Here is a 15,170-nt window from a genome sequence, read left to right as displayed (position 1 = left end):
CGCCCTCCTTTCAAAGTGAAAAAAGTAACGTGAGCGCAGTTGCGGTGTTGACCATCCGAGCCTGGCGAAATAGCTTGATTTCGTCGCAACGCTCCTCGGATTGCCGCGATTATAGCGCAAAAGCAGGCTGAAATTCATCACTTTAATTCACGGCACTTGCATTGTTAGCGGTTCATCCTGGCCATTGAGTGTCAAGCTGGCAAGCAAATGAATCAGCGAAAATCAATGAAGTTTTGGTGCTATATTGATACGTGTAATTTCTATTCCTGAATGTGAAGGTGCGTCGATGTCCCACACTAGCCCTATGCTGAATCCGCCCGGTACCACATTTGTTGCGCGCTGGTTATGGCCTTTACGTTTTCTTTTAATTCTGACCATTCCTCTTTCCCTGTTTGACGCCCTGCGTTTCGGTCAGGCAAGTCAAATGCCGAATTTGTTCGCATTCTGGCCCGTGTTTGTGATGTATGGCATTTTGACGGCGATTGATTATCTGGTCGGTAAAGATACTTCCCAACCCGCTGAGAACGTGCGGACGATTCCCTTATACCGGTGGATCGCACTCGCGGCCTTGCCTGTGCAGCTTTTGTCGCTGTGGTGGGGGCTCCATGTGTTTACGACGGCGAATTTTAACTGGATAGGACAGGCAGGCTGGATTCTGTCTGTCGGCGCGGTATCTGGTACGCTGGCGATTACGGTGGCGCATGAGTTGATCCACAAGCCGACCCGGTTGGAGCAATGGGTCGGCGGTACTTTGTTATCCTCAGTGTGCTACGGTGGTTTTAAGATCGAACACGTGTATGGACATCATGTCAATGTCTCGACCCCGCTTGATGCGTCGTCTGCCAAACTCGGTCAGACCGTCTATGCGTTTATCCCTAAGGCAGTGTGGCACAACACGCGTAATGCCTGGCTGCTGGAGGCAAAACGGCTCAGGAAGCGCGAATTGCCTTGGTGGCGTAATGAGGTCTTGTTATGGTCAATGATCTCGATGTTGTTTGCGCTTGTCGCTTTTGTCTTCTTTGGCTGGATTGGTGTGGTATTTTTTATCGGCCAGTCGGTAGTGGCTTTTTGCGAGCTGGAGGCAATCAATTATGTTGAACATTATGGATTAACCAGGCAGCGCACCGGGAATGGTTATGAGCGCGTCCGGCCAGAGCATTCTTGGAATTCGAGCTACCGGCTGATGAATTGGTTTTTGATGAATCTGGCCCGGCATTCTGATCATCATGCGTACGCATCCCGGTGTTATCAGGAGTTGCGCCATTTTGAAGATGCGCCGCAGTTGCCAGGCGGGTATGGCGCGATGGTGATGCTGTCTTTTTGCCCGCCGTTGTGGTTCCGGATTATTCATCCGCGTATTCCTGCTCATGTGAGGCAAGTGCAAGAACCTGTGGCAGAGCAGTAGAAAAAAAGAGCAAGTTCCTACAGGAACTTGCTCTTTTTTATTTGCTCCGCTGGTTTAGCGGTTCTTATTTGTTTGTTCTTCTTTGGCCAATGTATCGATACCGTCTAATGACCTTCAAAATCGCAGACCGTATACACCGGTAAGCCACTTTCTTTAATCAATTTTGAGCCGCCTAGCTCTGGCAAGTCGACGATGACGGCACCTTCGACGACCGTTGCACCCAAACGCTCCAGCAATTTTTTGCCGGCCATCATGGTGCCACCCGTAGCGATCAGATCGTCGATGAGGACGACGCGATCACCTGCTTTGCAGGCGTCAGAGTGCAGCTCTACCGTTGCACTGCCATATTCCAGTTCATATTGTTCAGAGACCGTGTGAAACGGTAACTTGCCCTTTTTACGGATAGGAACAAAACCGAGATTGAGTTCGTAGGCGACCACGGAACCAATGATGAATCCGCGTGCATCGAGGCCTGCGACGACATCGAGTTTGGCATCCATATAGCGATGGACAAACATATCGATCAGGACACGGAACACTTTGGGATTTTGCAGTAATGGCGTGATGTCACGGAACATGACGCCTTGTTGCGGCCAGTTCTCCACAGTGCGGATATGTTCTTTAATGTAGTCGGATGGATTGAACATCACAGCTTGTCCTTGAAGGTATTGATTATATTGAATTGATTCATCCTGATATGTTTGATCAGAGTGTCAATCGTTTAGACCGAACTTTCAGAAAACTCCCCCCGTGGCCTTATCTCTGCCTGCGGGGACAGTTTGTATATGTTCTGTCAGTTATGTATAGTCAGTTAAAGAAGCTTCTGGTTGGAGCTTCTAAAAGATAACCCGCTATTTTAACAGCCTCAGCTCGGCTCTTGCGACTGCTTCTGCTGTGCCCCTTACGACAACGACATCGGCTTCCTGCAAGATGATTTCTCTGCTTTGATCGAGGCGATTGGTGCCGCGTCTGACGGCAGAGACATCCACATCCAGATTCGCCAGTTCTAATTCGTTGAGGGTTTTACCGATGGCCTTGGCACGTTCGGTCAGGAACACGGTATGCAAACGGATTTGCATGTTTTCCGGACCATCCGCCAGATCGCTGGCACCGTGGAAAAATCCGCGCAGCGATTCATAGCGCTCATCCCTGGCAGCCTGAACACGATGCACTACGCGACGCAGCGGCACGCCAAGCTGCACCAGCGCGTGGGATGCCAGCATCAGGCTGCCTTCCATTAATTCGGGTACGACTTCCGTCGCGCCGGCCTCACGTAATTTATTCAGATCCGTATCATCATGACTACGCACGATCACTGGCAGACTGGGGTTGAGTTCTTGTACCAGGTGCAGGATTTTTAGCGCTGACGGTGTGTCGGTATAGGTCACCACTAAAGCTGCTGCCCGTTTAATACCTGCGGCTACCAGACTCTCGCGTCGCCCGGCATCGCCATAAGACACGTTGGCACCTGCGGCCTGGGCTTCGCGGATGCGATCAGGATCAAGATCGAGTGCATGGTAATCAAATTTTTCTTCTGCCAATAAGCGCGCCAGACTCTGACCGCTACGGCCGAAGCCGGCAATGATCACATGTTTTTTTGTGCTCATGCTGCGTGAGGCGATTTGGGTCAGCGCCAGTGACTGCATCATCCATTCATTGGCAGAGAGCTTCATTACGATGGCATCAGATTTCGCCAGAATGAAGGGTGACGCCAGCATTGACAGCACCATTGAGGCAAGGATTAGCTGAACCAGCAACGGGTCAATCATATGCAGGCCGCCCGCCTGATTTAATAGGACAAAACCAAACTCGCCGGCTTGTGCAAGACCCAGACCAGTCCGGAGTGCCACACTGGTCGTGCCGCCGAATAACCTTGTCAGCCCGGCGATCAGGGCAAATTTGAGTAGCACTGGGCCGATGAGCAGTATGCTGACCAGTCCTAGATGTTCTGATACCAGGCGCAGGTTCAGCAACATGCCTATCGTAATAAAAAACAAGCCAAGTAAAACATCACGGAAAGGTTTGATGTCTTCCTCGACCTGATGTTTGTATTCTGTCTCAGAAATTAGCATCCCGGCGACGAAGGCACCAAGCGCCATTGAGAGTCCCGCGTGCTCAGTCAGCCAGGCCGCACCGAGCGTAATCAGCAAGAGATTCAGCATGAACAGTTCTTGCGAGCGGCGCTTTACCACGACGCTGAACCAGCTCCGGATTATTTTTTGCCCCAGATACAGGAGTAGAAACAGGATCAGTGCGGCTTTGCCACTAGCCCATGCCAGAGTTTCGATCAGGTTGCCCGATTTGGATGCCAGAGCTGGTACCAGAATTAACAGAGGGACAACAGCCAGATCCTGAAATAACAGGACGCTGATGATTTTTCTGCCGTGCGGGCTTTCCAGTTCCAGTTTTTCCGTGAGCATTTTGGACACAATAGCTGTTGATGACATTGCCAGTGCGCCCCCCAGTGCAAATGCCGCTTCCCAGCCGATGTGAAAATAATGCGGCAGCCAGTAGCTCGCTACCAGGCCAAAACCGATACTGGTTGCGATGGTGAGGACGACCTGCGCCAGACCCAGTCCAAATACGGTATTGCGCATTGACATTAGTTTGGACAGAGAAAATTCCAAACCGATAGAAAACATCAAAAACACTACGCCGAACTCAGCGAGTTCTTCTGTGGTTTTGCTATTTTGTGCCAGACCTAATCCAAACGGACCGATGAGGATGCCAACCACCAGATAACCTAACATGGGTGGTAATTGCAACATGCGGAAAGCAACGACGCCAAGAACGGACGCTGCCAGCAAAAGTAGTGTGATATCCAGTGCATTCATAGTGACTATTATTGCTTAGTTGTTCAAAAAAACGAACAATATTCACCTTCCAGCAACTTTATCTGAGCTCAATTAACTGGCAGAGTTTTTGCTTACTCAATTTCGTTTATACTTTGGGAATGAGTACTTCTAAGCTTATTTCCTCCCCTGTCGCTCCAGAAGCGGCAACAAGCCGGGCATTGCAACTGGCCTGTGAAACCCTGCAAATTGAAGCCGATGCGATACAGGCGATGCAGGCCAGACTGTCTGATGATCATGGCGCTGCTTTCGCTATGGCAACACAACTGCTGCTGCATTGTCATGGGCGTGTGGTGGTCTCCGGTATTGGTAAATCTGGCCATATTGCGCGTAAGATCGCCGCCACTTTTGCGTCTACCGGTACGCCCGCCTTGTTCGTGCATCCGGCAGAAGCTGCGCACGGCGATCTGGGCATGATCACACCACAAGATGTCTTTATCGGTATTTCGTATTCGGGCGAGGCGTCTGAACTGATGTCGATTTTGCCCATCATCAAGCGCCTGGGTGTCAAACTGATCACGATGACGGGTAATCCGACCTCTAGTCTGGCGAATCTCGCTGACGTGCATCTGAATGTCTGGGTCGCGAAAGAAGCCTGCCCCTTGAATCTGGCGCCGACGGCCAGTACGACGGTCACTCTGGCGCTTGGCGACGCTTTGGCGGTCGCGGTACTGGATGCGCGCGGTTTCCGCGAAGAGGATTTTGCCCGTTCTCATCCCGGTGGTGCTTTAGGCCGGCGACTGCTGACACATGTGCGTGATGTGATGCGTACCGGAGATGCCATTCCTCAAGTGTCACCGGACACCAGATTAACAACAGCATTGCTGGAGATTACCAAAAAAGGCATGGCGATGACGGCCGTGGTCGATCAGGATCAGCGGGTTGTCGGTGTGTTCACCGACGGTGACTTACGTCGTTTGATGGAAACTGTGCAGGATTTTTCAAAAATCAGTATTGCGGATGTCATGCATAAAAATCCGCGCAGTATTCGTGCCGAACAATTGGCCGTCGAAGCGGTCGAAGTTATGGAAACACATAGAATTAATCAATTATTGGTTGCTGATGAGAGCGGCAAATTGGTGGGTGCTTTACATATCCATGATCTGACCCGGGCCAAGGTGATTTGATGAGTCACGCACGACATTCCACAGAAAATGCGGCTACCAAAGCGTCGGTAGTGAAGCTGATGATTTTTGATGTTGACGGTATTTTGACCGACGGCAGCCTGCATTTTGGTCCTGAAGGTGAAGTCATGAAGACCTTTAATGTCCTTGACGGGCAGGGCATCAAGTTATTGCAACAGGCCGGGATCCACACCGCGATCATCAGTGCACGACAGTCCGCCATCGTCGCGAGGCGTGCTGCTGATCTGGGAATCACGCATGTTAAGCAAGGCATACACGACAAAAAGACGGCGTTTCTGGAGTTGATTGCTGAGTTAAATCTGTCACCTGAGCATTGTGGTTTTATTGGTGACGATGTCATCGATCTGCCCGTGCTGACGAGAGTCGGCTTCGCTGCCAGTGTGCCGAACGGGCATGACGAAGTCAGAGCCAGGGTTCACCATGTGACAACAGCGACTGGCGGTGCTGGCGCGGCGCGTGAAATTTGCGATTTCATTTTACGCGCACAAGATAAATACGAATCAGCACTGGCGACTTATCTCACATGAAATATGCATTTTCCTTAGACCGTTTTCGTATCTGGCTGGCTGTTGCTGTGCTGGCGATGATTGCGCTTGGCAGTTTCTGGGTATTAGAGGTACTGCGGCGAAATGATGATGAGGGCAATTCGCGTTCCTCGGCCCGGAGTGAGCCTGATTATTATGTAGAGAAATTTAATTTCATTAAATTATCGAACAATGGGCAGGCAAATTTCCACGTCGCAGGTGACCGGTTGACGCATCATCCTCGTTACGATAATTTTGAAATTCAACAGCCACGTATCAACAGCTTTGATGAAGACAAAACGCCAGTCACAATCCGGGCGGATAAGGCAGTTGTTGAACAAAAAAACGCACAAGGGCAAACGTCACAACAGCCGCCGAGAGAGAGTGATGAAATTCATTTGTATGGCAACGTGAATATGGAGCGCCCCGATAGTGCAACGGCAAAATTCATGCGATTGCAAACCGAATATCTGTTGCTCCTACCGGATGTGAATACGATGAAGACGGATAAAGCCGTCGCCTTATACACAGAAAGATCAGAGACGCATGCGATAGGCATGATCGCGAACAATGCGACACAGGAAGTGCAGTTGCTCAGCAAAGTTCACATGCTCATCGATCGTCCGCATCCTAAGCGGACATCAACTAACTAATCACGATGGAGAGCAAATAATGCGCTTTCAATATAAAGAAATGAGATGCCTGAGTCATTGTGTCATGCTGGCGATCGGCATTTTTTCCGTGTCACCTGCAGCATTTGCGGAAAAGGCTGATAGCTTGAAGAAGACCGCAATCAGCGCTGAACACCTGACTTCGGATGGTAAAAAGAGTACCTCAACGTTGCTTGGCGAAGTCATTCTGGTACGCGGTACTTTGCTGGTAAAAGCCGATCGTGCCGTTGTGACAGAGGCGGCTGACGGACACCAGACATCGGTTTTGTATGCCAATGCTGGCGGTCGTGTGTCGTTTCGTCAAAAGCGCGATGGGGGTCCTGATTTATGGGTTGATGGCTACGCCGACAGAGTTGAGTACGACGACAGGTCTGAGCTGGTGAAATTCATTTCCAAGGCGAAGATCCGCTATCTGGATGGTAAAAATGTAACGCAGGAACAGGAAGGCGAATACCTCTCCTATGACAGCATCAATGATGTCTTCGTTGCGACTAACAGCACGTCTGGAAAACAAGTTCCTGGCGGCGGTCGTGTTACTTTGATTTTAGAACCTAAAGCCGATAAGCAAACCAAAGAATAAGATGAGCACTTTATTGATCAAAGGTTTGCAAAAGCGTTACGGTGCGCGCCAGGTAGTGCGCGATGTGTCGCTTGAAGTAAAGAGTGGTGACGTTGTCGGTCTGCTAGGACCGAACGGTGCGGGCAAAACCACATCGTTTTATATGATCGTCGGACTAGTCCCCTCTGATGCCGGTGAGATCAATGTGGACGGTGTGGACATCTCCCGTTTGCCGATCCATCAACGTGCCGTTCTCGGCTTATCGTATTTGCCGCAAGAGGCATCGGTATTTCGTAAACTGACGGTCGAGGACAATATCCGTGCGGTGCTGGAGTTGCAAAAGGATGAGCATGGTAAGTTTCTGAATTCAGCCGAAATTGAGAAACGTCTGGATACTTTGCTGGCCGATTTGCAGATTGAGGGCATACGTGAGAATCAAGCACTTTCTTTGTCTGGCGGCGAACGTCGCCGGGTAGAAATTGCCCGGGCACTGGCAACAAATCCTCGCTTTGTGTTGCTGGATGAACCCTTTGCAGGTGTTGATCCGATTGCGGTGATTGAGATTCAGCGCATCGTACGCTTCCTGAAGGAACGTGGTATTGGTGTGTTGATTACCGATCATAATGTGCGCGAAACTTTGGGTATTTGCGATCACGCTTACATCATCAATCAAGGTGCGGTGCTGGCGAGTGGCAAGCCGGAAGATATCATCACGAATGAATCCGTACGCAGGGTTTATCTGGGAGAGCATTTCCGCATGTAGCGGGAAGCGAGATGATGATGAAACAAAGCCTGCAACTACGTACCTCACAACACCTGGCGCTTACGCCGCAATTGCAGCAATCAATTCGTCTTTTGCAGTTATCCACGCTGGAATTACATCAGGAACTGGAAAATCTATTAACTGATAACCCCATGTTGGAGCGGGTTGATGACCCCATGGATAATGCAGTGCGATTGCTGGCCGATGGCGCGATTAGCACGACTAGCAATAATTCAGAGTCGGAATTTGCAGTACAGGAAGTCGGTGCCGAGACTGCCGCTCCAGTTGCTGACAGCGGTGATAACACGGAAGTTGCTTCATCTGCGGACAGCACCAGCGCCAACGAAGAAGAGTGGAGCTTTGATGATGTGCCGCTAGGCAGTAAGTCCTCAGAGGAAGAAGATGGACGTCCGCAATTAGAAGCTGCGCAAACCAGTTTGCGAGATCATTTGCTGGAACAGATGCGGCTGAATATTCGCGAACCGCGTGATCGTGCTTTAATTGAACTGATGATTGATGCGCTGGATCCCAGTGGTTATCTGATGGAGACCTTGGATGAAATTCATGCGAGTTTGCCGCTTGAGTTGTGTGTAGAACCAGAGGAATTATCTTTCGCATTAACGATGCTGCAAAGCTTTGATCCTGCCGGGGTTGGTGCGCGCACACCGTCGGAATGTCTGGCTCTGCAAATCAAACGCTTACCTAAGATTCCCTTCGTAACACGTCGCCTGGCGCTGAAGATTGTTGAAGAACATATCACGTTGTTTGCACAGCGAGATTTCAATAAACTGAAAAAAATTCTCAATTGTGATGATGAAGATTTGCGTGAGGCGCAGGTAGTGATTCGCCAGTGTAATCCTAAGCCAGGTGCGGATTTTGCAACGGCTTCATCAGACTATGTCGTCCCTGATGTGATTGTCAGAAAATCAGCGAACGGCTGGCAGGTTTTGCTGAATCAGGATGTCATGCCCAAGCTCCGCGTCAATAGTATGTATGCCAACATCATGAAACAAAATCGTGGTGACGGGACGATGGGATCGCAGTTGCAGGAAGCGCGCTGGCTGATCAAAAACATGCGGCAACGTTTCGATACTATCTTGCGCGTTGCACAAGCGATAGTCGAAAGACAACGTAATTTTTTCACTCATGGTGCGGTTGCGATGCGCCCTCTTGTTTTGCGCGAAATTGCTGATACACTAGGTTTACACGAGAGTACTATTTCTCGTGTAACGACTCAAAAATACATGCTTACCCCGCATGGTATGTTTGAGTTGAAATATTTCTTCGGTAGCCATGTCGCGACGGAAACGGGGGGGGAAGCATCTTCCACCGCGATACGTGCACTCATCAAGCAGTTGATAGGAGCAGAAGACCAGAAAAGCCCACTCTCTGATAGCAAAATTGCAGACATGCTGGGTGAACAAGGCATGGTCATTGCGCGACGCACTGTTGCCAAATACCGTGAAGCCCTAAAAATTCCTCCAGTAAGCCTGCGCAAATCCTTGTAATGAACACCTGTAATTTAGTCTTGTAACTAAGCCTTGAAATTACGTTTTGTATTGCTATATATAATTTAGCTCGATGCATCAGAGCAAATGCTGAAGAAATTTATAGCAAGTAACATCACCATAGGAGCGTAGTATGAATCTCACCATCAGTGGACATCACCTCGAAGTAACTCCTGCAATACGTGAACATGTACAAAACAAGCTTGAGCGCATCAGGCGACACTTCGATCAAGTCATTGATATCGCCGTCATCCTGACGGTAGACAAGCTCCGGGAAAAGGAAAAACGGCATAAAGCAGACATCAATCTGCACATCAGTGGTAAAGATATCCACGTAGAAAGCCTGGCACACGACCTCTACGCTGCGATCGACCTCCTCATCGATAAACTGGACAGACAAGTCATCAAACACAAAGACAAAATTCAAGATCATCAGCACGACGCCATTAAACATCTGCCAGACCCGGCGTCGGTGTAAGTCATCAAGTCCGGTGTTCGTAGCCGGTACAATAAAAAAGGACGCGTCAAGCGTCCTTTTTCGTTGGGTACACGTTAGGTGCACAAAACGAACGGTGGTTTATTACCATCGATATTGAACCCGCAGGCTGGATGCGGCTTCCAGAGGCTTTTTGTCCCAGAAGCCGCACGGGATATGCGGATTGAGTTTTGTAAGCGTCTAAAAACTCTTTAACCGATATGTCATGGAATCGCTTACTCCTGCCTTCTCTCAGCGTCTCTGTGGTGAGAGGTCTTGGTTTTTGCGTAAATCCTAATGATATATAGATTGTTTATACGGCTAATTTTTGCCCGTGAAATCGATAGTGTTCCTGGGTAAATAAATCGATCCCGCATTGCAGGTTCTCTATCCAGTCCAGAAAAGCATGAATCGCTTCTCGCCCGACGAAATAACGTCCGTGCTGCGGTACCATCATCGCAAGATCCATGCTTCTGACCATATTTGCCCACAAACGGCAGACTTTATTTGACACCATGTAACGTTGATGAAACCCTCGCATGGCTGGTAACTGGTCTAAAAACTCTTCCTTTGTCGTGATGGGCTGACTGACATCATGTGCGTCGACCATTGATGCTCCCATATCACCTGAGAACAAGATTTTGGAGCGGCTATCGTAGAACTGAAAATTACCTTCGGCATGCAAGAAATGTGCGGGAACAGCATGAATAGTCGTAACACCCATAGGAACAGGCATACCTTCGTCCGGGATGCCGACAATTCTGCCGTCTGAGCGGTTCAGATTGCAAAAATGCGGTACAAAACGCGACCATAGCTGCGATACATAGAGCTGGCATTCTGTACTGAATAACCACTTATCCAGAGCGCCGATGATGTCCGGATCCTGGTGTGATGCGAAAAGGTATTTGAGGTTTTTCTTGGGTAAATAGCGCTGCATCGCTAATACCAGGCTGTTATAGGTAATATTGCCAGACGGATCAAGTAGGGCACCTTGTCCGTCTGACACAATCAAAAATTGGTTCGCCTGTACCGCGTTATCGCCGGCATCCTTGACGAGATCATTGAACATCAGACAAATGTGATGAGCGTCTTTATATAATTCTATGGCCACTACGATCTCCAGAGGGAATAGATATTTTCCATCGAGCAATTGTAGTGGGCGAGGGCGCTCTGGAATTGCGTTAGATCAGTAAAGCGCTTGATTCATATCAAGCGCTTGCAAGTGGCGTTGCTTAATGATGGCTGGTGCCATTTGCGTGATTAATGAAGATTTAATAACCCAAGGTTTTGCCGTCTGGATTACGCGGATCGGAGTAGCCGTCGAAGCCATCGACACCGATTTGTATGATCTGCGTCCGCCCCATGGCCGGAGAGATTTTTAGATTCTGACCTTTGAGTTCTAAGATGCGTAAGGTGTCCACGCTAATGCCCCGCTCTGCGCGCATCTGATCGGGCATCCACTGATGATGGATCCGCGGCGTAATGGTGGCTTGTGCGACGTTCATGCCATGGTCAATGACATTCAAAATAGTTTGCAGGGTCGTCGTGATAATACGGCTGCCTCCCGGACTGCCGGTTGTCATGAATGGTTTTCCGTCTTTCAGGATAATCGTCGGAGACATTGAGCTGAGCGGACGTTTATAGGCAGCGACGGCATTCGCATCGCCGCCGATGAGACCGAATGCATTTGGTGTCCCAGCCTTCACTGAAAAATCATCCATTTCATTGTTTAAGGTGATGCCGGTACCTGCCGCGACGATACCGCTGCCAAAATTCAGGTTTAAGGTGTAAGTCGTGGCAACTACATTGCCGTGCTGATCGGCGGTCGCAAAATGCGTGGTCTGGTCACTCTCATATGGTGTGACATTGCCTGGCTTGATTTGCGCGGATGGCGTAGCGTGATCGGCGTTGATTTTTTTGACGAGCTCGTCGGCATACGCCGTTGAGGTCAGCGCTTTTACAGGTACTTTAAAAAAATCGGGATCGCCGAGATATTCGGATCGGTCGGCATAAGCCAGCTTCATGACTTCGGTCATCAGATGTAAATTCTGCGCGCTATTACTCGTTTGCTCCTTGATAGGGAAGTGCTCCAGCATATTGAGCATCTGTATGATGTGTATGCCGCCCGAGCTGGGTGGCGGCATCGACATGACCTGATAGCCGCGATAATTGCCTTTGACCGGTTCGCGTTCTATGACCTTATAGTTGTTGAGGTCGTCAATGCCAATCACGCCTTGATGTTTGGCCATTTCAGCAGCAATTTTTTTTGCAATACTGCCTTGGTAAAAAGCTTGAGGGCCGTCTTTCGCAATGAGTTTTAGTGAGTTGGCTAAATCCTTTTGAACTAACTTTTCTCCGGCGAGCAAGGGGCGTCCATTTTTGAAAAAAATCGCTTTACTCGACTCCCACGCGCCTAAGTGATCACGTTCTGCGTCCAGAATACTGGCCAGATGAGGACTGACTTCAAAGCCTTGCTCCGCTAACCGGATTGCTGGCGCGATGACGTCGGACAGTGTCATGGTGCCGAATTTATTCAGCGCGAGACTGAGACCTGCAACGGTGCCCGGTACGCCGACCGCCAGGTGTGAATATAAGGATTTGCCAGGAATGACTTGACCTGACTGATCGAGATACATATCGCGTGTCGCGCGCATCGGCGCCATTTCGCGAAAATCGAGGGCAACATCTTTGCCGGATTTGACATCATGAATCAGCATAAAACCGCCACCGCCGATGTTACCTGCATTGGGCAGCACTACGGCGAGTGCAAAACCGACCGCAACACCAGCATCAATCGCATTTCCACCACGCTTTAAAATGTCGATGCCGACCTGTGTCGCCAGTCCCTGCTCGCTCGCAACCATTCCATGTAGTGCATGAACAGGGCTGACGATGTCATAGCCGATATCGTATTTGATGACGGGATTGACTGGTGTAGCGGGTGACGCGGAGGCCGCAGACGATGGTGATATTTGTGTAACAAGACTAGCTAAGGCTATTAACGTGAGTAGTGCTTTCGGCAGGCAGGCGAGTCGCACCGGATGTGGATTCTGATCAGACTTTATCTTGATGCGCATACATGCCTTAGTTTAGTTATCGTTTCGTGGAAAGCTCAATACATCATACGATTTTAACTTTATCGCAAGAATCGTAAGGGTAATTTATCCGATTTAATTTATATAATTCCATCATGCCGCACTTAGTCCGGATTTGTCCTAAGACCGCTATCCTTTCGTGGAAGCGCAATCGCCGCTGTCTTAGCAGAAATTCTGGGCTTAGTATCGACGGATGTCCGTTCTACAGACGTAAAAAAACCGCCCGAAGGCGGTTTTTTTACGGAGAGCAGAAAATTACTTCGCTTCTGCTTCAGCGGATGTTGCACCAGCTGGAACAACAGCGATAGCAACAGTTGCATCATCACCGTGTACAACTGCGGATACGCCTTTTGGCAATACCAGGCTAGAAACGTGAACAGATTGACCGGCTTCCAGTTTGGACAGGTCAACTTCAACGAATTCTGGCAAATCTGCTGGCAAGCAAGAGATATCCAGTTCAACTACAACGTGGCTGATAACAGCTGCGTTCAATTTTACGGCTGGAGATACATCAGCATTGATGAAATGCAGAGGCACTTTAACGTGGATCTTTTTATTAGGGTCAACACGTTGAAAGTCAGCGTGCAATACCAATTGTTTGTATGCGTGGACTTGGAAGTCGCGCAACAATACTTTTTCTACTTTGCCATCAACTTCCAGATCCAGAATGGAGGAGTGGAACACTTCTTTCTTCAATGCGTGGTACAGGGCATTGTGATCCAAAGTGATAGATACAGGGGCTTCTGTGCCGCCGTAGATGATGCCAGGTGTTTGGCCAGCATTGCGCAGGCGGCGGCTCGCTCCGGTCCCCTGTTCTTTGCGTGCAAATGCGATTACTTTCATGGTGTTACTCCAAAAAATGCAAGACTCAACTTGCGGTTTTGTATCTCCGCGACCAGAGATACAGAAAAACGCACTGATGTATTTTTACAAATACATCAGTGCGCAGAAAAATTAGTCGGTGAACAGTGAAATTACTGATTCGCCCTTCGTAATTCGACGGAAGGTCTCAGCTAATAAGCTATCACAGGACAACTGACGTATCTTAGTGCAGGCTTTTGCAGCGTCTGACAACGGAATTGTATCGGTTACCACCAGTTCATCTAACGGCGAGCTGGAGATGCGTGCAATTGCCGGGCCAGACAATACTGGATGTGTACAATAGGCCAACACTTTTTTCGCGCCACGCTCTTTCAGGACTTCGGCTGCTTTAGTCAGGGTGCCTGCCGTATCAACCATGTCATCCATGATTACGCAATTGCGGCCTTCGACTTCACCGATGATGTTCATGACTTCTGATACGTTTGCTTTTGGACGGCGTTTATCAATAATCGCCAGATCACAACCCAGGCGTTTCGCCAATGCGCGGGCGCGAACTACGCCGCCGACGTCAGGCGATACAACCAGCAAATCTTCGTAATTTTTTGCAACCAGATCGCCAAGCAAAATAGGCGATGCATAGATATTATCAACAGGAATATCAAAGAAGCCTTGGATTTGATCTGCGTGTAAATCCATGATCAGCACGCGGTCAACCCCCGCTTCTTCCAGCATATTGGCAACCACTTTTGCCGAGATCGCAACGCGTGCAGAGCGTGGACGACGATCCTGACGTGCATAACCAAAATAAGGGATTGCAGCGGTGATGCGGCCAGCAGATGCACGTTTCAGTGCATCGACCATCAGCATGATTTCCATCAGGTTGTCGTTGGTCGGTGCGCAAGTCGATTGCAATACAAAAACGTCTTTACCGCGGACGTTTTCATTGATCTCGACCATGACTTCGCCGTCAGAGAATTTAGATACGTCGGCTTTACCGAGTGGGATTCCTAATTGCTTGGCTACCCCTGCCGCCAAAGTAGGATTGGCGTTGCCTGTGAACACCATCATATTGTCATTTGCGCGCGCACTTGCCATGGCAGGACCTATCGGCTTAATTGAGGGTCAGACGTTTTTACTCAAACTTTGCTTAGTGTTTTAGCAAAAACGCCGCTGGTAAAATTGAAAAAAGCCGCCGCACATTTTATGCGGCGGCTTTATATTTAATGGCAGGGGATGAAGGATTCGAACCTTCGTATGCTGGAATCAAAATCCAGTGCCTTAACCAGCTTGGCGAATCCCCTACACAACCGTTTATCTGATGCTGAATTCTGAGCCGCTATTTTAGCGGGAT

At 49.3% G+C, this 15,170-nt stretch carries 14 protein-coding genes, 1 tRNA gene and 1 riboswitch; of the genes, 8 read left to right on the top strand and 7 right to left on the bottom strand.

All coding sequences use genetic code 11. The features are described from left to right. Positions 1–24 precede the first annotated feature (24 nt). Positions 25–103: riboswitch (S-adenosyl-L-homocysteine riboswitch) on the bottom strand. Between the two features lie 183 nt (positions 104–286). Continuing rightward, positions 287–1,405: an alkane 1-monooxygenase gene (locus ACO0K3_RS06805; protein WP_422983082.1), complete on the top strand. Its 1,119-nt coding sequence runs from the start codon at positions 287–289 to the stop codon at positions 1,403–1,405. A gap of 104 nt (positions 1,406–1,509) precedes the next feature. Here ACO0K3_RS06805 and ACO0K3_RS06800 read toward each other — a convergent pair whose 3' ends face one another. Both ACO0K3_RS06800 and ACO0K3_RS06795 read right to left on the bottom strand, forming a co-directional pair. Next, a complete protein-coding gene (locus tag ACO0K3_RS06800; RefSeq protein ID WP_422960521.1) occupies positions 1,510–2,052 on the bottom strand; it encodes an adenine phosphoribosyltransferase in 543 nt (180 codons plus the stop codon). 204 nt (positions 2,053–2,256) lie between these two features. After that, positions 2,257–4,239, bottom strand: coding sequence for a monovalent cation:proton antiporter-2 (CPA2) family protein (locus ACO0K3_RS06795; protein WP_422983080.1), 1,983 nt, complete (start codon positions 4,237–4,239; stop codon positions 2,257–2,259). Positions 4,240–4,358: 119 nt separating this feature from the next. Here ACO0K3_RS06795 and ACO0K3_RS06790 point away from each other — a divergent pair, with 119 nt between their 5' ends. The 7 genes from ACO0K3_RS06790 (at position 4,359) to hpf (ending at position 9,905) form a co-directional block, all read left to right on the top strand. Next, positions 4,359–5,384: a KpsF/GutQ family sugar-phosphate isomerase gene (locus ACO0K3_RS06790; protein WP_422983078.1), complete on the top strand. Its 1,026-nt coding sequence runs from the start codon at positions 4,359–4,361 to the stop codon at positions 5,382–5,384. Beyond that, on the top strand, positions 5,384–5,929 hold the full coding sequence (locus tag ACO0K3_RS06785; protein WP_422983076.1) for a KdsC family phosphatase: 546 nt from the start codon (positions 5,384–5,386) through the stop codon (positions 5,927–5,929). The genes ACO0K3_RS06790 and ACO0K3_RS06785 overlap by 1 nt, the downstream gene beginning before the upstream one ends. Then, positions 5,926–6,579: an LPS export ABC transporter periplasmic protein LptC gene (gene lptC / locus ACO0K3_RS06780; protein ID WP_422983074.1), complete on the top strand. Its 654-nt coding sequence runs from the start codon at positions 5,926–5,928 to the stop codon at positions 6,577–6,579. The genes ACO0K3_RS06785 and lptC overlap by 4 nt, the downstream gene beginning before the upstream one ends. Before the next feature lie 19 nt (positions 6,580–6,598). Then, a complete protein-coding gene (gene lptA, locus ACO0K3_RS06775; protein ID WP_422983072.1) occupies positions 6,599–7,177 on the top strand; it encodes a lipopolysaccharide transport periplasmic protein LptA in 579 nt (192 codons plus the stop codon). Between the two features lies 1 nt (position 7,178). Continuing rightward, the gene (gene lptB, locus ACO0K3_RS06770; protein ID WP_422983070.1) at positions 7,179–7,919 is read left to right on the top strand and encodes an LPS export ABC transporter ATP-binding protein; all 741 of its coding nucleotides are present in this window, start codon (positions 7,179–7,181) and stop codon (positions 7,917–7,919) included. Between the two features lie 17 nt (positions 7,920–7,936). After that, positions 7,937–9,427 carry an RNA polymerase factor sigma-54 gene (locus ACO0K3_RS06765; RefSeq protein WP_422983195.1) on the top strand — a complete coding sequence of 497 codons (1,491 nt, stop codon included), beginning with the start codon at positions 7,937–7,939 and terminating at the stop codon, positions 9,425–9,427. A gap of 133 nt (positions 9,428–9,560) precedes the next feature. Beyond that, on the top strand, positions 9,561–9,905 hold the full coding sequence (gene hpf / locus ACO0K3_RS06760; RefSeq protein ID WP_262835086.1) for a ribosome hibernation-promoting factor, HPF/YfiA family: 345 nt from the start codon (positions 9,561–9,563) through the stop codon (positions 9,903–9,905). 310 nt (positions 9,906–10,215) lie between these two features. Here the strand turns inward: hpf and ACO0K3_RS06755 are convergent, their stop codons facing one another. The 5 genes from ACO0K3_RS06755 to ACO0K3_RS06735 form a co-directional block, all read right to left on the bottom strand. Continuing rightward, positions 10,216–11,013: an MBL fold metallo-hydrolase gene (locus tag ACO0K3_RS06755; RefSeq protein WP_422983068.1), complete on the bottom strand. Its 798-nt coding sequence runs from the start codon at positions 11,011–11,013 to the stop codon at positions 10,216–10,218. 160 nt (positions 11,014–11,173) lie between these two features. Then, a complete protein-coding gene (gene ggt, locus ACO0K3_RS06750) occupies positions 11,174–12,979 on the bottom strand; it encodes a gamma-glutamyltransferase (protein ID WP_422983066.1) in 1,806 nt (601 codons plus the stop codon). Positions 12,980–13,252: 273 nt separating this feature from the next. Next, on the bottom strand, positions 13,253–13,840 hold the full coding sequence (locus ACO0K3_RS06745; protein WP_422983064.1) for a 50S ribosomal protein L25/general stress protein Ctc: 588 nt from the start codon (positions 13,838–13,840) through the stop codon (positions 13,253–13,255). 111 nt (positions 13,841–13,951) lie between these two features. Beyond that, the gene (locus ACO0K3_RS06740) at positions 13,952–14,914 is read right to left on the bottom strand and encodes a ribose-phosphate pyrophosphokinase (protein ID WP_422955793.1); all 963 of its coding nucleotides are present in this window, start codon (positions 14,912–14,914) and stop codon (positions 13,952–13,954) included. A 129-nt stretch (positions 14,915–15,043) separates the two neighbouring features. Further along, positions 15,044–15,120, bottom strand: a tRNA-Gln gene (locus tag ACO0K3_RS06735). Positions 15,121–15,170 lie beyond the last annotated feature (50 nt).

The sequence above is a fragment of the Undibacterium sp. Rencai35W genome (genome assembly GCF_049340185.1).
Taxonomy (GTDB): Bacteria; Pseudomonadota; Gammaproteobacteria; order Burkholderiales; family Burkholderiaceae_D; genus Undibacterium.
The sequence above is the reverse complement of the archived record's forward strand: the minus strand, read 5'-3'. Positions and strand labels throughout refer to the sequence as shown.